The sequence below is a fragment of the Amycolatopsis sp. CFH S0740 genome (assembly GCF_004522315.1).
GTDB lineage: Bacteria > Actinomycetota > Actinomycetes > Mycobacteriales > Pseudonocardiaceae > Amycolatopsis > Amycolatopsis nivea.
Genome location: NZ_SDLS01000005.1, coordinates 112535 through 133905, shown reverse-complemented (window position 1 = coordinate 133905; position 21371 = coordinate 112535). Strand labels below are relative to the sequence as shown.

5 protein-coding genes and 1 pseudogene are annotated in these 21371 nt (G+C 72.4%); 1 reads left to right on the top strand and 5 read right to left on the bottom strand.

The features are described from left to right. The 5 genes and pseudogenes from EIZ45_RS11075 to EIZ45_RS11055 all read right to left on the bottom strand — a co-directional run bounded on the left by EIZ45_RS11075 (position 1) and on the right by EIZ45_RS11055 (position 20220). Entirely contained in the window at positions 1–4719 is a 4719-nt protein-coding gene (locus EIZ45_RS11075; RefSeq protein ID WP_370318136.1) for a type I polyketide synthase, read from the bottom strand. A gap of 41 nt (positions 4720–4760) precedes the next feature. Continuing rightward, positions 4761–9995, bottom strand: a pseudogene (locus EIZ45_RS11070) (SDR family NAD(P)-dependent oxidoreductase); the annotation flags it as partial. Positions 9996–10236: 241 nt separating this feature from the next. Further along, complete coding sequence (locus EIZ45_RS11065) at positions 10237–11133, bottom strand: nucleotide disphospho-sugar-binding domain-containing protein (protein WP_167756409.1); 897 nt, start codon at positions 11131–11133, stop codon at positions 10237–10239. Between the two features lie 143 nt (positions 11134–11276). Continuing rightward, positions 11277–11693: a DUF1707 domain-containing protein gene (locus tag EIZ45_RS11060; RefSeq protein ID WP_134667386.1), complete on the bottom strand. Its 417-nt coding sequence runs from the start codon at positions 11691–11693 to the stop codon at positions 11277–11279. A gap of 250 nt (positions 11694–11943) precedes the next feature. Further along, the gene (locus EIZ45_RS11055; protein ID WP_134667387.1) at positions 11944–20220 is read right to left on the bottom strand and encodes a type I polyketide synthase; all 8277 of its coding nucleotides are present in this window, start codon (positions 20218–20220) and stop codon (positions 11944–11946) included. 281 nt (positions 20221–20501) lie between these two features. Between EIZ45_RS11055 and EIZ45_RS11050 the strand changes: the two genes are divergently transcribed. After that, entirely contained in the window at positions 20502–21317 is an 816-nt protein-coding gene (locus EIZ45_RS11050; RefSeq protein WP_134667388.1) for a thioesterase II family protein, read from the top strand. Positions 21318–21371 lie beyond the last annotated feature (54 nt).

Sequence of the window (21371 nt, the reverse complement as noted above, 5' to 3'; positions counted from 1 at the left end):
TCAGGCGCCGAGCTCGTTGTCGATGAGGGCGAACAGCTCGTCCGTGGTCGCGGTTTGCAGGACGTCGGCGGCCTTGGTGCCGGCCAGGGTCTGGTGCAGGGCGGTCACCATCGCCTGCAGACGGACGACGATCCGGGACCGGTCGATCTCCGCGGCGTCCAAAGCGGACGCGACCGCCTCGAGCCGGTCCAGTTCCGCCTCCAGCGGGACCGCCGCTTCGCCGCCGCCCAGCTGGGTCCACAGATGCTCGGCGAGCGCCTGCGGGTTGACGTGGTCGAACGCGACGGTGGCCGGGAGCTTGAGGCCGGTGGCGGCCCCGAGCCGGTTGCGCAGGTCAACCGCGGTGACCGAGTCGAACCCGAGTTCCTTGAACGCGCGGGCCGGTTCGACCGCCGAGCCGTTGTCGTATCCGGCGACCACGGCGACCTGGCCGCGGACCAGCTCCAGCAGCGTCCGCTGCTGTTCGGCGGGCGTCAGCGACGCGAGCTTCCCCTTCAGGTCGCCGGTGTCCTCGACCGGGCCGGTCTCCTCCTCGGCGACCTCGGCCAGCGCGCGCAGCAGCGGCCGCGGCCGGGCGAGCTGGTACACCGGGGCGAACGTGGCCCAGTCGATGTCGGCGACCACCAGGTGGGTCTCGTCGCGGTCCAGCGCCTGGCCCAGTGCCTCGGCCGCGAGTTCCGGGGCCATCTCGGCCAGGCCGATGCGGCGCAGCAGGTCGCTCGCTTCGGCGTCGACCATGCCCCCGCCGCCCCACGAGCCCCACGCGACCGCGGTCGCGGTGCGTCCCGCGGCACGACGGCGGCGGGCGAGCGCGTCGAGGTAGGCGTTGCCCGCGGCGTAAGCAGGCTGGCCGGAGGTGCCCCACACGGCGGCACCGGAGGACATCAGCACGAACGCGTCCAGCTCGGTGTCGCCCAGCAGTTCGTCGAGCAGGGCCGCGCCGGTGATCTTGGCGCGGGTGGCGGCGGCGAACTCCGCGGGCGTGACGTCGGCAAGGGCCGGCTCGTCGGTCAGCACACCCGCGGCGTGCACCACGGCCGTCGGCGGGTGCTCGGCCAGCAGCGCCGCGAGCGCCTGCTTGTCGGTGACGTCGCAGGCCGCGACCGTGACGCGGGTGCCAGCCAGCTCTTCGACCAGCTCCCGCGCGCCTTCAGCGTCGAGACCGCGGCGGCTGGTGAGCACGAGGTGCTCTGCGCCCCGTCCGGCCAGCCAGCGGGCGACGTGCGCGCCGACCGCGCCCGTGCCGCCGGTGACCAGCACCGTTCCCCGCGGCTTCCACTCCGCGTCGGTCGCGGGCAGCGGAGCGCGGACCATGCGCCGGGCGAACACCCCGGACGGCCGGATCGCGACCTGGTCCTCGTTGTCCGTTCCGGACACCACGGCGGCCAGCCGCGCGGCGTCCGCGGGGCCCTCGACGTCGACCAGGCCGCCCCAAGCGGCGGGCTGGTCGAGCGCGACGACCGTGCCGAGTCCCCACACCGCCGCGGCGGCCGGGTCGGCGTCGGAGAAGGCGTCCACCGCGACCGCACCACGGGTGACCACCCACGCCGGGGCGTCAACCCCGGTGTCGCGCAAGGCTTGCAGCAGCGCGACGGTGCCGGCGACCGGAGTGGTGAGCGCGGGGTGCTCCGCGTGTTCGCGGGTGTCGAGCGCGAGCAACGACAGCACGCCGTCAAACGGCCGCACCGCGGTCGCCTCGGTGAGCTGCCCGGCCAGTTCGGCGCGGTCCGCCGTCGCGATCACCCGGACGACGTCGCCCTGCGCGGCGAGTGCATCAGCCAGCTCGGCCGCTTCCGGAACATCGGCGGGGACGACGACCAGCCAGGTTCCGGCCAGTTCGCCCGCGACGCTCACCGGTGCCCAGGAGACTCGGTAGCGCCAGGATTCTATTGTGGACAGATCGGTGCGGCGGCCGTGCCAGGCGGCCAATGCAGGGACGACCTCGGCCAGCGGGGCGGGTTCGACGCCGAGCCGGGTGGCGAGCGCGTCGACATCGCCCGCGGCGATGTCCTGCCAGAAGTCCTGGTCGGCGACCTGCGCTCCGGTCACCGGTGTCGCCGCGGCCTCTTCTTCGTGCCAGAAGCGCTTGTGCTGGAACGGATACGTCGGCAGTTCCACGAGCTGGGCACCGGGAACCAGCGAGGCCCAATCCGCCGCGCCGCCGCGGACCGAGTGCTCGGCGAGCGAGGTCGCGAACCGGGTCAGGCCGCCTTCGTCGCGGCGCAGGGTCCCGGTGACGGAACCGTTGTGGCCGCCTTCGTCCAGGGTCTCCTGGATGCTCATGGCCAGTACCGGATGCGGGCTGATCTCGATGAACCGCGTGTAACCCGCCTCGGCGAGCTTCGCGACCACCGGCGCGAACCGGACCGTCGTGCGCAGGTTGGTGAACCAGTACCGGGCGTCCATAGTGGACTCGGTCACCGGCTCCTCGGTCACCGTGGAGGTCATCGCGACCGTCCCCGCGCCGGGGGTGATCGGGGCGAGGTCGGCCAGCAGCCGGTCGGCGAGGTGCTCGACGTGCGCGGAGTGCGACGCGTAGTCCACCGGCACCCGCTTGGCGCGGAATCCCTCCTCGACCAGCTGGTCGCGCAGCTCGTCAAGGGCGGTGCCGTCGCCGGACAGCACGGCCGACGTGGCGCCGTTGTCCGCGGCCACCGAGATCCGGCCGTCCCAGGCGTCGAGCCGGGAGCCGAGGCCGGAGGCGGGCAGCCCGACGGCGAGCATCCCGCCGCCCCGGCCGCCGAGGACGTCGCCGATCGCCTTGCTGCGCAACGCGACCACCCGGGCACCGTCCTCAAGGGACAGTGCACCCGAGACGCTCGCGGCGGCGATTTCGCCCTGCGAGTGGCCGATCACCATGTCCGGCTCCACGCCGTGCGCCCGCCACAGCGCGGCCAGCGAGACCATTACCGCCCACAGCATCGGCTGCACCACGTCCACGCGGTCGGCGGGCGGGGTGCCGGGTTCGCCGCGCAGCACTGCGAGCACTGACCAGTCCGCGAACTTCCGCAGTTCCGCGTCGCACTCGGCCATCCGCTCGGCGAACACCGGCGACTGCTCCAGCAACGCGGTCGCCATTCCGGTCCACTGCGAGCCTTGGCCGGGGAACACGAACACGGTCTTGCCGCGTGCGTCGGCGGTACCGGTGACGACGTCTGGGCGCGATCCGCCGGAAGCCAACGCCCGCAGCGCTTCCGCAGCCTGTGTGGAATCCTGCGCGACAACTACCGCGCGGTGGTCGAGCCGGGCTCGTCCGGTGGCGAGGGTGTGCGCGATGTCGGCGAGCCCGTCGGCGTGACTGTCCATATGGGACGCGATCCGGCCCGCTGCCGCGGCGAGCGCGGCGGGGGTCTTCGCCGACAGTACGAGCGGGTGGACCACCGGCGCGGGCGGTTCTTCCCGCTCCTGGCTCGGTGCCTGCTCCAGGATCACGTGCGCGTTGGTGCCGCTCACGCCGAACGAGGACACCGCCCCGCGGCGCGGCCGGTTCACCTCGGGCCACTCGCGCGGCTCCGTCAGCAGTTCCACCGCGCCCGCGGTCCAGTCGACGTGCGTCGAAGGGGTGCCGACGTGCAGCGTCTTCGGCAGCTTGGCGTGCCGCAGCGCCTGCACCATCTTGATCACCCCGGCGACGCCGGCGGCGGCCTGCGGGTGGCCCATGTTCGACTTGATCGAGCCGAGCAGCAGCGGCTCCCCCGTCGTGCGCTGCCCGTAGGTTTCCATCAGCGACTGCGCTTCGATCGGGTCGCCCAACGCGGTTCCGGTGCCGTGTGCCTCGACAGCGTCCACATCGGACACTGAGAGTCCGGCGTCGGCGAGTGCCGCCTCGATCACCCGGACCTGCGAGGGGCCGTTCGGAGCGGAGAAGCCGTTGCTCGCGCCGTCCTGGTTCACCGCGGAACCGCGCAGCAGTGCGAGGATCTGGTGCCCGTTGCGGCGCGCCTCCGAAACGCGTTCCAGCACGAGCACGCCGACGCCCTCGGCCCACGACGTTCCGTTCGCGTCGTCGGAGAACGACTTGCTGCGGCCGTCCGCGGCGAGACCGCGTCGGCTGGAGAAGTCCACGAACATCTCCGGCGTGCCCATCACGGCGACGCCGCTGACCAGCGCGAGCGAGCAGTCTCCGCGACGCAGTCCCTGGGCGGCCATGTGCAGTGCCACCAGCGAAGACGAGCACGCGGTGTCCACCGACACCGACGGTCCTTCGAGACCGAGCGTGTAGGAAACCTGACCGGACACGAGGCTGCCTTCGGGGCTGCCGCCGCTGTAGTCGTGGTACATCACGCCGGCGAAGACACCGGTGGGGCTGCCCTTCAGCGCGTGCGGGTCGAGCCCGGCGCGCTCGATGGCCTCCCAGGACGCTTCGAGCAGGATCCGCTGCTGCGGGTCGGCACGACGGGCGTCGCGCGGGCTGATGCCGAAGAACTCCGCGTCGAAGTTCGCCGCGTCGTAAAGGAAACCGCCGTGGCGCGTGTAGGTCTTGCCGGGCCGCTCGGGCGTCGGGTCGTAGACGCCCTCGATGTCCCAGCCGCGGTCGGCCGGGAACTCGCCGATCACGTCGCGGCCCTCGTCGACGACGTCCCACAGGTCGTCCGGCGTCGCGATGCCCCCGGGGTAGCGGCAGCTCATGCCGATGATCGCGATCGGCTCGGTGTCGCGCGCCTCCAGCTCGTGCAGCCGGCGGCGGGCCTGTTTGAGATCGGCCGTCGCACGCTTCAGGTAGTCGCGGAGCTTGTCCTCGTTGCTCATGGTCTGCCCGTTCATGAGATGCCCAATTCGTCGTCCAGCACGGCAAACAGCTCGTCGTCGGTGGCCTCGTCCAGACCGGCTTCGGTTTCGGCTCCCGCGTGCGCGTCGGTCCACTTGCGCACCAGGGCGTCCAGTCGCGCGGCGACCTTCGCGGTCGAGCCGTTCAGCGTTCCGGCCGCGCCGCCGAGGAGGGTTTCCAGGCGGTCGATCTCGGTCAGCAGCGGCTCCGCGGCGCCGCGGGCCGGGCCGAGCAGCTCGTGCAGGCGCCGGGCGAGCGCGGCGGGCGTCGGATGGTCGAACACGATGGTCGCGGTCAGCTTGAGGCCGGTCAGCGCGCCGAGCTGGTTGCGCAGTTCGACGGAGGTGAGCGAGTCGAACCCCATTTCCTGGAAGGCCCGCTCGGGCTCGACGGACGCGGCCGAAGCGAAGCCCAGCACCGCCGCGACCTGCTCGGCCACCACGTTCAGGAGATAGGCCTCGCGCTCGGTTTCGGGCAGCGTGCCCAGCCGGGCGGCGACCGCGGCTCCGGACCGGGCGGCCGGGCGGCGGCTCGGCGCGGGCCGCACGAGCCCGCGCAGGACCGGCGGAAGAGCGTCGCTGCGGGCGCGCAGGGCCGCGAGGTCGAGCTTCACCGGCGCGAGCACGGCGTCCTCGGCGGTGAGGCACGCGTCGAGCAGCGCGAGGGCTTCCTCGGTGGCCATCGGCGGCGTGCCGAGACGGCGCAGCCTGCGGAAGTCGGCCTCGTCCAGTTCGCCTGCCATGCCGCCGTCCTCGGCCCAGGCACCCCAGGCCAGCGCTGTCGCCGCGAGTCCTTGGGCCTGGCGGTGGCGAGCCAGCTCGTCCAGGTAGGCGTTGGCGGCGGCGTACCCGGCCTGACCCGCGGCGAGGACGGTGCTCGCGGCCGAGGAGAACAGGACGAACGCGGCCAGGTCGCCGGTCAGCTCGTGCAGGTTCCACGCGCCGTCGACCTTGGGGGCGAAGACGCGGTCCAGCTCGTCGTCGGCGAGGGCCTCGACCCGGCCGGCGGCGGGGACGCCCGCGGCGTGCAGGACGGCGGTCAGCGGCGCCTCGGCCGGGATCGCGTCGAGCAGCGACCGCACGGACGCCGCGTCGGTGACGTCGCAGCTCGCGATCGTCACCTCGCCGCCCAGCTGCCGGAGCTCTTCGCACAACTCGGCCGCGCCGGGCGCGTCGGCGCCCCGGCGGCTGGTGAGCAGCAGACGGCGCACGCCGTGCCGCGTCACCAGGTGCTTCGCGACGACCGCGCCGAGCCCGCCGGTGCCGCCGGTGATGAGGACGGTCCCGTCCGGGTTCCAGTTCAGCTCCCCGGCTGGCGGAGTCGCGGGGGTCAGGCGCGGCACGAGAACCTTGCCGCCGCGGACGGCCGTCTCGGGTTCCCCGGTGGCCAAGGCGGCTTCAGCAGTGCCGTTCCCGTCGAGGTCGACGAGCGCGAACCGACCCGGGTTTTCGGCTTCGGCCGCCCGCACCAGGCCCCACACCGGAGCGAGGACCGGGTCGACGTCCTCGCCGTCGACCGACACCGCGCCGCGCGTGACCACGGCCAAGCGGGTCTCGCCGTCCTCGGCGAGCAGTTCCCGGATGGCGGTGAGCACCTGTCGCGTGACCGTGCGGGCCGCTTCGGGCGGCGGACCGTCCGGAGTGGACACTTCCAGCACCTTCGCGTCCGCGGCGTTCCCGTTGTTCCCGGCGGGTTCCCACTCCACCCGGAACAGCGAGTCCCGGTTCGAAGCCAGCTTGTCCAGCGAGATCGGCCGCGCGGCAAGGGATTCGACGGACAGCACGGGCGAGCCAGCGTCGTCGGCGATCCGCAGCGTGATGGTGTCCGGACTGGTCGGCGAGACGTGCACCCGCAACGCCGCAGCTCCCGCGCGATGCAGGGTGGTGCCGCTGAAAGCGAACGGCAACATCGGTTTCGCTTCGCCTTCCTCGGGTGCCGGGCCGAGCAGCTGGGCGTGCATCGCGGCGTCGAGCAGCGCCGGGTGCAGACCGTAACCGACGGCGTCGGCGGCGTCGGGCAGGACGACGTCGGCGTACACGTCGTCGCCGTCGCGCCACATCGCCCGCAGGCCCTGGAAAGCAGTGCCGTAGTCGTAGCCCAGCTCCGCGAGCCGCTCGTACGGGTCAGCCAGCTCGACCTCGACGGCACCGGCCGGCGGCCACTCGGCCAAGTCGAACGAGGGCGGCTCCGCCTCGGTTCCGGCGAACCCCTCGGCGTGCCGGATCCAGGCGTCCTGGCCGTCGGGTCGCGAGTGGACGGCGATCCGGCGGCGACCGTCGTCCTCGGCGTCCACCGAAACCTGGATCGCCGCGCCCGCGCCCTCGGCGAGGGTCAGCGGGGCGTGCAGCGTCAGCTCCTCGATCCGGGCGCAGCCCGCTTCGTCGGCGGCGCGCTGCGCCAGTTCGAGGAAAGCCGTGCCGGGCAACAGGATCGTGCCGAGGACGACGTGGTCGGCGAGCCACGGTGCGGTGGTGGTCGACAGCCGGCCGGTCAGCACGAGCATGTCGGAGTCCGGGACTCGCACGACGGCGCTCAGCACGGGGTGTCCGGCAGGCTCCTGGCCGTGGTCCGCGATGTCCCCGGCAGCAGTGGTGGCGGGTGCCCAGTAGCGGGTGCGGCGGAACGAGTAGGTGGGCAGCGCGACTCGGCGGGCACCGGCGTAGAACGCGGCCCAGTCCACGGGAATCCCCCGGGCGTGCAGGGTCGCGAGCGCGGTGACGACGGTGTGGGCTTCGGCGCGGTCCTTGCGCTGCGCCGGAACGAAGGCGAGTGCGTCGTCGTCCAGTGCGGTTCGCGCGGCGGCGGTGAGCACCGCGGACGGTCCAATCTCGACAAACGTCCGGACACCTTCGCTGGCCAGCGTGCGCACGCCGTCGTGGAACCGGACGGCCGCGCGGACCTGGTCCACCCAGTACTCCGGGGTGGTGAGGTCGGCGTCGGCCGAGACCGTCGAGACGATCGGGATCGCAGGCGCGGCATAGGAAAGCTTCTTCGCGACGGCAGCGAACTCGGCGAGCATCGGCTCCATCAACGGCGAGTGGAAAGCGTGCGAGACGCGCAGCTTCGAGGTCTTGCGACCCTCGAACTGAGCGGCGACCGCGGCGGTTCCTTCTTCGGTACCGGAAACCACGAGCGCGTCCGGGCCGTTGATCGCGGCGATGCTCACCTCGTCCGTGAGCAACGGCGTCACCTCGGCTTCGGTGGCCTGAATCGCGACCATCGCGCCGCCCGCGGGCAGGGCCTGCATGAGCTTCGCGCGCGCGGCGACCAGCGTGCAGGCGTCGCGCAGCGACAGGATTCCGGCGACGTGCGCCGCGGCCAGCTCACCGATCGAGTGCCCGAGGAGGAAGTCCGGCCGCACACCCCAGGTTTCCAGCAGCCGGAACAACGCGACCTCGACGGCGAACAGCGCCGGTTGCGTAAAGCCGGTCTGCTGCAGTGCTTCCTCGTCTTCGAGAACCGTCCTCAGTGGACGACCAAGGTACTGGTCCAGTTCGGCGGCCACGGCGTCGAGCGCTTCGGCGAAGGCCGGGTACTGCTCGGCGAGCGCCAGGCCCATCCCGGCGCGCTGGGCGCCCTGACCGGTGAACAGGAACGCCATGCGGCCGTTGCCCCGCCGATCGCGCACTACGCCGGGCGCGTCGGCACCCTCGGCGAGCGCGTTCAGCCCGGCAAGCAGCTCCACGTGGTCGGCACCGACGACGACGGCCCGGTGGTCCAGCGCGGAACGTGTTGTGGCGAGGGAAAAACCGATGTCGGGAAGCGAACCTTCGGCAGCGGCGAGCCGCGGTGCCTGCGCGGCCAGGGTGTCCGCCGAGTCGGCCGACACCGGCCACGCGACGACCGGCAGCGCGGGCGGGGTCGTCGGCTCCTCCGAGGCAGCCTCCGCCTGCTCAACGATCACGTGGGCGTTCGTGCCGCTGATACCGAACGACGACACCGCGCCACGCCGCGGCCGGGACACCTCGGGCCACGCACGGGACTCGGTGAGCAGCTCGACCTTGCCCGCCGACCAGTCGACGTGCGGCGAGGGCGCGTCCACATGCAGGGTCTTCGGCAGCACGCCGTGGCGGATGGCCTGCACGACCTTGATCACGCCGCCGACGCCCGCAGCGGCCTGCGCGTGCCCGATGTTCGATTTGAGCGAGCCGAGCCAGAGCGGCTCTCCGGCCGCTTCGGAGCGCTGACCGTAGGTCGCCAGCAGGGCCTGCGCCTCGATCGGGTCGCCCAGCTTCGTCCCGGTGCCGTGTCCTTCGACGAGGTCGACGTCCGAAGTGGACAGTCCGGCCGATTCGAGCGCCTGCTGGATGACCCGCTGCTGCGCCGGTCCGTTGGGGACGGTGAGCCCGCTGGAGGCACCGTCCGAGTTGACCGCGCTGCCGCGCACCACGGCGAGCACGTCGTGACCGAGCCTGCGGGCGTCGGACAGCCGCTCGACAACGAGCACGCCGACACCCTCGCCCCAGCCGGTGCCGTCGGCGCTCGCGGCGAACGCCTTGCAGCGACCGTCGTCCGACAGGCCGCGCTGCTCGGCGAAGTCCACAAACGTCCCCGGCGTGGCCATCACCGTGACCCCGCCGACGAGAGCCAGCGCGCAGTCCCCGCGGCGCAGCGCCTGGGCGGCCCAGTGCAGCGCGACGAGCGAGGACGAGCACGCGGTGTCCACCGTCACCGCCGGACCCTCCAGCCCGAGCGCGTACGCGACCCGTCCGGAGACGACGCTGCCAGCGGCTTCGTGGCCGAGGTAGTCGTGGTACATCACCCCGGCGAACACGCCGGTGTTGCTGCCGCGCAACGTCTCCGGCACGATGCCGGCCCGCTCCAGCGCGGTCCAGGACGTCTGCAGCAGCAGCCGCTGCTGGGCGTCCATCGCCCGTGCCTCGCGCGGCGAGATGCCGAAGAACTCGGGGTCGAACTCGGCGGCGTCGTAGAGGAAGCCTGCCTCGCGGGTGTTCGTGGTGCCGGGCCGCTCGCCCGAAGGGTCGTAGAGCGCGTCCAGCGCCCAGCCGCGGTCGGCCGGGAACGGGCCGATGGCGTCGGTGCCGGTCGCCACCAGCTCCCACAGGTCTTCCGGGGAACTGACGCCGCCGGGGTAGCGGCAGTCCATGCCGACGATCGCGATCGGCTCGGTCTCGGCCTCCCGCGCGTCCCGCAGGGCCTGCTTCGCCTCGCGCAGTTCCGCGGTGGCGCGCTTGAGGTAACCGAGCAGCTTGCCCTCGTTTTCCGTGCTCACGTCATTGCCCCCAGTCCGGCGCGGGCGAAGCAGAAATTGGCACTCACGTAATCGACCGCCTCGGGAAGTTGCCGCGATTTCCAGGTGATTCCGGGAAAAACGCTATCCAGATGTGGTGCCCCGTCCCACCCCTAACCGACGGAGTCCGGGGTCGGCGACCGGCGGACATGCGTGAGGGCCGCCCTGCGGGAAACTCATTCCCTCAAGGCGGCCCTCACGGACTTCTGCGGTGCGGTCAGCGAATCAGTTCGTCCACCACGGTGCGCGGGGCGGGCAGTGCCGCGATTTCTTCCCGCAACGCCTTCGCGGCGCGGCCGAGCTCCTCGTCGGCCGTCAGCGTGCGGGCCGCTTCGCTGGAGCCGGTATTCCCGGCTCCGGCCGCCGCGATGCGCGCGGTAATCGGCGATTCGGCAAGGGAAAGCTGGGGCAGACCGTGCGCGGCCGCCGCGAGCGCGAGGGCCGCGTCGCCGTCGTGGATGACCGCGGCGCACGTCGGCAACAGCGCGGCCGGCGGCACGGAGTCGACCAGCCGAGCGTTGGCCGGCAGCGTGACCCCCTCCGGTACGCGGGCCGAGCACACGAGTTCGAAGTCCGCTCCCGCGACCGCGTCGAACAGCGGGCCGAACAGCGTTTCGTCGGTGAGGGAAAGCAGCACGCGACTGCGTCGTGCCTTGCGGCGCAACCAGTTCGGCACTACCACTGGACCGAAGTAAGGCACGTGCCGCACCGCTCGCACGGCACTGTCACCGGCCCGCAGCGACGGCGGCACAGTGTCCAAAGTGACGTCTGCGGTGTCGTCCGCGTCCGGCTCGTCCAGTGCGCCGAGGACGCGGACGGCGACAGCTCCGACCGCTCGCGCGGCGGCCGTTCCCGCCGGGGCGAGGGCGTCGGAGACCACGACCTGGGGGCGCCACAACTCGGCGAACTCGGCCAAGGCCGCGGACTCGGCGAGCGCCTCTTCGGCACCGTTTTCCAGCTCGACGGCCACGCAACTGGTGCGGAGGATCTCGTCGGTGAACGAAGGGCGTCCGGCGATTTTCACGTCATGGCCCGCCGTCCGCAATGCCCACGCGAGTGGCGCGAGATTGTGCAGCCGGGCGGGCGAAGACGGGGCGGCCATGAGCACACGCATGGAATCCACTCCAGGAAAAGGAAACCGGGCACGCCCGGCGCGAATGGTTGATCCGAGATTAACCGCGCCGGAGATGCCCCAGTACCCCTATTGCGCAGCCGATCAGGGACACCCCGGTCGTGCTTCGCCGTCGACGGCCGGCCTTATCCGCCCGTCCCGGACACCGCGCGCAGGCGGCGATCCCACTCGCGCGCGGCCCACACGCCGCCCGCGAGCACGCCGCCGCCGAACAGCACCCAGAGCAGCCACGACGGGTCCCAGTCCCCGTTGAGCACGCCGTCCAGCAGCCAGATCACGATGTGGACGACGCTGACGAGCAGCCACAGTGCGATCGCGACCCGCGGCGCCGCCTCGAGCGCGGGCGGGATGACGTCCCCGGACTGTCCCGCGACCGCGACCCGCAGCGCGGCTTGCGTGGTCGCGGTTTGGACGCGCGCCAGCCGCCGGGCCGCCTCGGCGACGTCGTACTCGCCTTGCGAGCGGGCGTGCTCGATCTCGGTGGCCGCCAGTTTCCGGTCCAGCTCGGTGACCCGGCCCCCGAACCGGCGGGTCGCGTTCACGACAGCGGACCTTCGGCCAGAACGCGTTCCGGCGCGGGCTTGGATGCCGCCACGACCATTCCCGTAGCCTCTCAGCTTGATTAGTGTATGGCTTGCACAGTTTACTCGAAGGGCGCTGCGGAGCGGAAGGCGGCAGCTGGGCACGATCGGGTCGGCCTCCGGTGACGCTCGGCGTGCAGCGCCTTTTCGCGCGCGGAAACGGCGGAGGCACCCCGCCGAACGGGGCACCTCCGCCGCCTGAGTTACGCGGCTACCGCGAGCCGAGCCACTGCTCGACGGCCTGCGCCGTCGTCGCCGAACTGCTCTCGACCAGGCTGAAGTGGTCACCCGGGACCACTGCGGTGTCGTCGGACAGGCTCCATGCCGTCCGCCACGCCTCCGAATCCCCGGTTACGGCCTCGCCCGCGTCGAACCGGTCCTCCGGGCGCACCAGCAGGCTCGGTGCCGCGATCTTGGGCAGGGTGACCTCGGGGAGCACCTCCAGGTACTTGGCGAGCGCGGTCAGCTTGGTCCGGTCGTACGGCCCGTACCGGTCCTCGTTCGCGAGCAGCCCCGAGACCAGGCCGAGGGTGGCCTCGTCCCGTTCCTCCTGGTCGCTGCGCTGCATGTCCTCGCCGCCGGCCGCGTAGGTGTCCAGCAGGACGACCGCGGCCGGGCCGGTGCCCGATTCCTCGAGCCTGCCCGCGATGGCGTGCGCGAAGATCCCCGCCGACGAGTAGCCCAGCAACGCGAACGGCTCGTCGCCCACGGCCTTGCGGACGCTCTCGGTGAGCACGTCCACGATGGCCTCGGCCGACTCCGGCAGCAACTCGCCCGCCAGGAATCCCGGCATCGGCAACGCCGACAGCGTGCGCACGCCGCGGAAGTGCGCGGCGAACCGCGCGTACTGGTACGCGCCACCCATCGCCGCCGGGGTGGACAGGCACAGCAGGTGTGGCTGCTTCGGTCCTTCGGCCATCCGGACCGGTGCCGGGAGCTGGTCGATGTCGGCCGACGACCGGAACGACTTCCGCAGCCGGGCCGCCGCGCTCAGCAAGCCGATCCCGTTCTCCGTCTGTCCGGAACGGACCGCTTCGGTGAACATCTGCTTGAGTCCGTCGGAAGCCGGGTCCTCCGGCGAAGCGCCACCCGCACCGTCCAATTCGGACAGCAAGTGGACGGTCAGCGCCATCGGGTTCTGGTGGTCGAAGATGACCGTCGGGGACACGCTCAGCCCGGTGGCCTCGTTGAGGCCGTTGCGCAGGCCCACCGCGGTCACCGAATCGAAGCCCGATTCGAGGAAGTGCCGGTTCGGGTCGACCTCGGCGGAGTCGGTGTAACCGAGCACGGCCGCGGTGTGCTCGAGCACGACCTCCAGGAGGATTTTCTCGCGCTGTGCCTGGGTTTGCCCGGCCAGCCGCTTGCGGAGCGCGTCCGGGTCGGCCGCGACGCCGGTGCTCGCCGCGCGGCGCACCCGGACCGGCCCGGCCTTGACGGCTTCCACCGGTGCGGCAACGGTTTCCCGCACCTCGGCGACGGGACGCACCGTCACGGCCTCGATCGAGGCGACCGGCTTGCCCGCCTGGTCGGCCAGCGTCACCGCGACCGCGCCCTCGCCGACGGGGGTCATCCGCACGCGCAGCTTCGCCGCCGAGGTGGCGTGCAGTTCGACGCCCGCCCACGCGACCGCGAGTCCCGGCTCGCCGCCGGGCAGCAGGCCGAACGCCTGGATCGCGGCGTCCAGCGCAGCCGGGTGCAGACCGAACCGACCGGCCTGCTGGCTCGTCTCCTGGCCGAGGCTCACCTCAGCGAACACCTCGTCGGCCCGACGCCAGCCCGCGCGCAGACCCTGGAACGCGGGGCCGTGGCTGAGCCCTCCGCCTGCCGGTGCCTCGTATCGCACCGGCACCGGCTCGGCGTCGACGGGCGGCCACTCCTCAAGCCCTTCCGGCCGGGCCTTCCCGCCGGTCAGCGATCCGGTCGCGTGCCGGATCCACCCGGCGATCGGGTCGTCCGGACGCGAATACACCGTCAGCGACCGCGCGCCGTCCTCGTCCCGAGCGCCGACCACGGCCTGCACCTGCATCTTCCCGCGCTCCGGCAGCACGAGCGGCGTGTGCACGACCAGGTCCTCGACCCGCGAGCAGCCCGCCTCGTCACCGGCGCGGACGGCGATCTCGACGAAAGCCGCGCCCGGCAGCATGATCTCGCCGCCCACGGTGTGTTCGGCCAGCCACGGGTGGGTGCCGGCGGAGAGCCGGCCGCTGAGCACGATGCCGTCCGAGTCCGCCAGCCACATCGCCGCGCCGACGAGCGGGTGGCCGGTCGACTCGAGCCCAGTGACGCCCAGGTCGCCGCTCGACCTGATCGCCTCCATGTCGACATCCGGCCAGTACCGCTTGCGGTGGAACGCGTACGGCGGCACCGGCACCCGCCGCACCTGCTGGCCCGCGAACAGGCGCGTGCCGTCGAGGGCGAGACCGTCCACATGCAACTGTCCGGCCGCGCGCAGCACCGCGGCGGTCTCGGCAAGATCGCTAGGCAGCACAGGCAGTTCGGCGACCTCATCGCCCGGTCCGGTCAGGCACGGCCGTACGTCGTGCGCGAGCGCGCCGCCGGGACCGAGGTCCACGAACCGGTTCACCCCGGCCGCTTCGAGGCTGCGGATCGCGTCGAGGAAGCGGACCGGCTCCCGCAGCGTGGCGACCCAGTGCGCGGGCTCGGACAGTTCGGCCCCGGCCAGCGCTCCGGTGACCGTGGAGACCACCGGAACGCGCGGGGTGCCGTACGACAGCTCGCCAGCGATCTCGGCCAGCTCCGCCAGGACCTCGTCCATCCGCGGCGAGTGCGCGGCCTGCGGCCGGGCGGTCAACAGCGGACGCATTTCCTCCTCGCTCGCTTCGACCTCGACCATCGCGCCGCCGGGCATTTCCTCGAGCAGCTGCGCGCGGCTGGCGACCAGTTTGACCGCGTCGGGCAGCGACAGCACGCCCGCGACGTGCGCGGCGGCCACCTCGCCGCCGGAACGGCCCAGCACGTAGTCGGGCCGCTGCCCCCAGAATTCGAGCAGCCGGAACAGGGCGACCTGGACGGTGAACAGCGCCGCCTGCGTGAACGACGTCCGCGCGAGCTGTTGCGCGTCCACCGAGCCCTCCTCGGCGAACAGGACGTCCAGCAGCGGCCGGTCCAGGTACGCCCCGAACTTCTCGCTCACGTCGGTGAATTCCCGGGCGAACGCGGGGAAGGCCGCGCAGAGGTCCTTGCCGCTGCCGGGCCGGACGGCGGCGTGGCCCGCGAACAGGAACGCCGTCTTCGCGCCCGCCCGGACGCTGCCGCGCAGCACCGTGGCGGCGGATTCGTCGTTCGCCAGCGCAGCGAGCCCCGCGAGCAGTTCCTGCCGGTCCGCACCGACCACGACGGCGCGGTGCGGGGCCGGGGCGCGGAAGGTAGCCAGCGAGTACGCGAGGTCCGCCAGACCGGGTTCGTCAGCGGTCAGCCGGGACAGCAGTCGCTCCGCCTGCAACGGCAGGGCTTCCTTGCTGCGCGCGGAAAGCAGCAGCGGCAACGGCCCATCCGACTGGGGCGCCGCGGGCTCGTCCTTCCCCTGTGCGGGCGCCTGCTCGATGATCACGTGCGCGTTGGTCCCGCTGTATCCGAACGAGGAGACCCCGGCGCGGCGCGGACGTCCGGCGTCCGGCCACGGGATGGTTTCCGCCAGCAGCCGGACCTGGCCCGCCGACCAGTCGACCTGCGTGGTCGGGTTGTCCGCGTACCGGGTCATCGGCAGTTGCTCGTTCCGCAGCGCCATCACCATTTTGATGACGCCGGCGACCCCGGAAGCGGCTTGGCTGTGGCCGATGTTCGACTTGACCGAGCCCAGCCACAGCGGACTGTCGCCGGGCCGGTCCTGCCCGTAGACCGACAGCAGTGCGCGCGCCTCGATCGGGTCGCCGAGGGTGGAGCCGGTCGCGGACGCCTCGACGATGTCCACATCGGACGGTTTCAGCCCGCCGAGCGCGAGTGCCTTGCGGATCACGCGTTCCTGCGAGGATCCGCTGGGCGCGGTCAGCCCGTTGGACGCACCGTCCTGGCCCACCGCGCTCGACCGGATCACCGCGAGGATCTCGCGGCCGTCGCGCACGGCGTCCGAAAGGCGCGCTACCACGAGGACGCCGACGCCTTCGGACCAGCCGATGCCGTCCGCGTCCGCGGAGAACGACTTGGACCGGCCGTCGGCCGCGGTGCCGCCGGAATCGAAGTGGGCGAACGGGCTCGGCGAGGTGAGCGCCGAAACGCCGCCGATCAGCGCGAGCGAGCAGTCGCCCTGGTTGAGCGCCTGGCTCGCGGAGTGCAGCGCTACCAGGGACGACGAGCAGGCCGTGTCGATCGAGACCGACGGCCCCTCCAGGCCGAGCGCGTAGGACACGCGGCCGGAGACCACGCTGCCGAGGACGCCGGTGCTGCGGAACAGGCCGTTGGTCTCCATGTCGCCGGCGGGCCCGGGGTCGTAGTCGGACTTCATGACCCCGGCGAAGACGCCGGTGTCGCTGCCCTTGAGCGAAACCGGGTCGATCCCGGCCCGCTCCAGCGCCTCCCAGCAGGTCTCCATCAGCATCCGCTGCTGCGGCTCGATCATCGGGGCCTCGTGGGGGCCGATCCCGAAGAAGGCCGCGTCGAAGTCGGTGATGTCGTGCACGAACCCGCCTTGCGGCACCCGTCCGCTCGCCTCGACCAGGCCGAGCCAGTAGTCCATGTCCCAGGACCGGTTGGCGGGGAAGGCGGAGATCCCGTCCCCGCCCGACGACGCGAGCTGCCACAGCTCCTCCGGGGAGGCGACCTCGCCGGGGTACCGGCAGGCCATCCCGATGATCGCGATCGGCTCGTCCCCGGCAAGGGCGGTCAGCGTGATCGTCTCCTGCTTGCCGTCCAGCTCGCCGAGCAGCGACTGGTACAGGTGCTCGGCCAGCTCCGCCGCGGTCGGGAAGTCGAACACGAGGGTGGGCGGCAGGGACAGCCCGGTGGCCGCGCCGAGCTGGTTGCGCAGTTCGACAGCCAGCAGCGAGGTGAAGCCGAGGTCGTTGAACGCGCGGTCGACGTCGATGAGGTCCGCCGAGTCCTGGTCGAGCACCGCGGCGATGGTGGCGAGGACGACCCCGCGCACGGCCTTGAGCCGTTCGGTGGCGGGAAGCGCGAGCAGCTTGCCCCGCAACGAGTTCGGGTCGGCTTCAGCGCTGGCCTGCGTAGCGGTTTCCGGGGCGCTGGCGGCGCGCCGTGCGACCGGTTCCGGTGCGCGGCTGGACTCCCGGCGGGGCGCGGCGGCGCGGACAGCGGCGAGCTGTTCCTCGGAGATCTGCCGCAGCGTCAGTGCTTCGACCGAGGCGACCGGATTCCCTGCCACGTCGGCGAGTTCCAGTGTCACGGTGTCCGGCTCCGTGCGCCGCAACCGCACCCGCACCGCGGCGGCACCGGAGGCGAACAGCTCGACGCCGGACCAGGTGTACGGGAACGAGATGCCTTCTGCGTCGCTGGCAAGGCCGAGCGCGTGCAGGGCCGCGTCGAGCACGGCGGGGTGCAGTCCGAAGCCCGCCGCGTCCCGCTTGGCCCGTTCGGGCAGGCTCACCTCGGCGAAGATCTCGTCCGCACCGCGCCACGCGGCCCGCAAGCCGCGGAACACCGGTCCGTAGTCCAGACCGCGGTCCGCCATTTCCTCATACAGGTCCGCGAGTTCCAGCTGCTCGGCTTCGGCGGGCGGCCAGGAAGCCGGTGCGAAGGACGCCGCGCCGTTCGTGGCGGCCAGCACCCCGCTGGCGTGCCGGGTCCATGTTCCTTCGCCGGTCAGGTCGTCGGTGCGCGAGCTGATCACGAACGAGCGCGCGCCGGACGCGTCCGGGGCCGCGACGTTGACCTGGATCCGGACGCCGCCTTCCGCGGGCAGCGCCAGCGGCTCCTGCAGGGTCAGCTCCCGCAGCCGGGAGCAGTCCACCCGGTCCCCCGCGCGGATGGCGAGTTCCACGAAACCCGTGCCGGGGAAAAGGATCGAGCCGCCCACGGCGTGATCAGCCAGCCAGGGATGGGTGCTGACGGAGACGCGCCCGGACAGCACGACACCCTCGGAGTCCGCGAGCACGGTGGCCGCACCCAGCAGCGGGTGGTCCACCGGTTCTAGGCCGAGAGAGACCGGGTCGCCGTAGATCTTGGCCGACTGCATCCAGTACCGCTGCCGTTGGAAGGCGTACGTGGGCAGTTCGGCGAGGCGTGCGCCGCGGCCGGCGAAGCAGGCCTGCCAATCCGGGGAGACCCCGTGGGCGTGCAGCTCTCCGATCATCGCGGTCACGGCTTCCGCGGGCCGATCCCCAGTCGGCGCGGACACGACGAGGGCGTTCCCGGTCAGGCTTACCCGCGCGCCCGCGGGTCCGAACTCGACGAACCGGTTCACGCCCTGGGCTTCGAGGTGCCGGATCCCGTCCGCGAAGCGGGCCTTCGCACCGAGCCGCCGGACCCAGTATTCCGGTGAGCGCAGCTCTTCCTCGGTCGCCAGCTCCGTGCCGCCGCCCGGCAGCACGGGGATCTCCGGCTCCGCGTAGGTCAACGGCTCGGCCGCCTTCCGGACCGCATCGGGTCCGGCGTCGGCGGCTGCCACCAGCGCGGCCGCGTCCGCCAGCGACAGCACGCCGGAAACGTGCGCGGCGGTCAGCTCGCCGATCCCTTTCCCAGTAACGAAGTCCGGGGTGATCCCCCACGACTCCAGCAGCCGGAACAACGCCACCTCGACAGCGAACGCGGTGCCGTTCTCGGACAGCGTCGCGCGGGCTTCTTCGTACGCGGTGGCGAACGCGGGCAACGCGGCGCTCAGCTCTTGGCCGAGACCGTCGGACGCGGTGCCGGAGAACAGGAACGCCGTCGACGTCTCGCCGCGAGCCACCCCGTGCACGACCTCGGAGGAAGTCTCACCCTCGGCGACAGCGGTCAGGCCGCGAAGCAGTTCCTCGCGGCCAGTCCCGGTGACCACGGCCCGGTGCGGGAACGCCGAACGGCCGGTGGCGAGCGAGTAGCCGATGTCGAGCGGGTCGAGACCCGGATTGCCGCGAACGTGCTCCAGCAGCCGCGCGGCCTGCGCCTGCAGCGACTCCGGGTTCCGGCCGGACAGCACCCACGGGATCGCGCCGCCCGCAGGGGTTTCCGGCTCCTCGACCGCGGTGTCTTCGGGAGCCTCCTCCAGGATGATGTGCGCGTTGGTGCCGCTCATGCCGAAGCCGGACACCGCGGCGAGGCGGGGCCGGTCGGCGCGCGGCCAGGCCGCCGGTTCGGTGAGCAGTTCGACGCCGCCGGAGGCCCAGTCCACCCGGTGGTTCGGCTCGTCCACGTGCAACGTCTTGGGCAGCAGGTCGTTGCGCAGCGCGAGCACGACCTTGAGCAGCGAAGCGACCCCGGCCGCCGCCTGGGTGTGCCCGAGGTTCGACTTGATCGAGCCGAGCCGCAGCGGCCGTCCGTCCGGCCGTTCCTTGCCGTAGGTGGCCAGCAGTGCCTGCGCCTCCACCGAATCGCCGAGCGGGGTCGCCGTGCCGTGCGCCTCGACGAGGTCGACCTGGTCGCCGGACACCTGGGCGTTGGCCAGCGCCTGGCGGATCACCCGCTGCTGGGCCGGACCGCGCGGCGACATCATCCCGTTCGAGGCGCCGTTCTGGTTGACCGCGCTGCCGCGGACGACCGCGAGCACCGGGTGGCCGTTGCGGCGCGCGTCCGAAAGCCGTTCCAGCAACAGCATTCCGGCACCCTCGGACCAGCCGATGCCGTCCGCGGACTCAGAGAACGAACGGCACCGGCCGTCGACCGACAGCGTGTCGTCGACGCTGAACTCGGCGAACGTCTGCGGGGAAGCCATCACCGTGACCCCGCCGGACAGCGCGAGCGAGCACTCGCCCTGGCGCAGGGCCTGCACCGCCATGTGGAGAGTCACCAGCGAGGACGAGCACGCGGTATCCACGGTCACCGTGGGCCCTTCGAGACCGAACGCGTAGGCGAGCCGTCCGGACACCACCGCAGAGGAACCGTAGTGGCCCGGGTAGTTGTGGTACATCACGCCGGTGAACACCCCGACCGGGCTGCCCTTGACCGACGCGGGCTGGATCCCGGCGCGCTCGAACGACTCCCAGGTGGTCTCCAGCAGCAGGCGCTGCTGCGGGTCCATCGTGAGCGCTTCCCGCTCGCCGAACCCGAAGAACCCGGCATCGAACTCAGGTGCGTCGTAAAGGAAACCGCCGTGCCGGGTGCGGCTGGCTCCGGGCCGCTCGCCGGTCGGGTCGTAGAGGCGGTCGGTGTCCCAGCCGCGATCGGTGGGGAATTCGCCGACGACGTCGGAGCCGTCGGCCAGCAGCCGCCACAGGTCCTCCGGCGTGCGCACGCCGCCGGGAAACCGGCAGGCCATGCCGACGATCGCGATCGGCTCGTGGCCGGCCCCGCTGAGCTTCTTGTTCTGCGCGCGAAGACGCTCGGTCTCCTTCAGGGACGCACGGAGGGCGTGAACCAGCTTGTCGTCGGACTTGTTCATTCAGACCTTCTCCTGAGTCGCGTGGTCGTCGGCGCGGTGCGGGCCGGTTCGCCAGGGCACGGCTGCCGGGAGGTCCCCGGGAACGGCTTCGGCGGGGTTTTCCGTGATCGCCCAATGCACCCACCTGACGCCGTACGTTACGAGCGGTGAACAGGGCATACCCACCCCTAACCGGCCGCCCGGCCCCCTGAGCGAGCCTGGATCGCCGCACGGCGGACGGGCACGGCGACGCTCGGCTAGGGGTTGCCGGGCGCGCGAAGGGGCCGGAGACTTCCTGAACTGTGACTGCCCTGAACGAGAAATCGAGCCGATGGCTCCGGCGATTCCACGCGTCCGACGACGCCGCGGTGCGACTGGTGTGCCTGCCGCACGCGGGCGGGTCGGCCACCGCTTACTTCCCGTTCTCGCGGGCGGCCGCTGAGGGCGGACTCGACGCCGACGTCATCGCCGTGCAGTACCCAGGCAGGCAGGACCGCCGCGACGAGCAGTGTTTCGACGACCTCGAGGCGATGGCCGACGTCATCGCCGACGACCTCGGCCCGTGGATCGACCGGCCGGTGGCCCTGTTCGGCCACAGCATGGGCGCGACGCTCGGGTACGAGGTCGCGTGCCGGCTCGAGGCGCGGGGCGCCCGGCCGCTCGGTCTGTTCGCGTCCGCGTGCCCGGCGCCGTCGGTGCCGCGGCCTGAGGACGTCCACGAGCTCGGCGACGACGGTTTGATCGCCGCCCTCAAGGAGATGAGCGGCACCGGCAGCGCCGTTTTCGGCGACGACGAACTGCTGCGCCTGGTGCTGCCCGCCGTCCGCGGGGACTACACCGCCGTCGAGACCTACCGGCACGAGCCCGGGCTCGCGCTGGACTGCCCGGTCCAGGTGCTGCTGGGCGCGGACGACCCCGTGGTCGACCTCGCCGAGGCCGAAGCGTGGCATGGCCACACCCGCGGCGGCTGCGCGGTGAAAGTGTTGCCGGGCGGGCATTTCTACCTGAACGCCCAGCTCGAAGGGGTGCTGACGACCGTCGCCGCGCGCTTGCGCGACTGGCGCGAGGAGGCGCTCGCTTCCGCAACCCCTGATCTCGGGCGGCTGACGGGGGAGTAAACCCCAGGCCGCTTTCAGGTGCCGCCCCCATGGCCGGAAGGGCCCGGGTCCGCG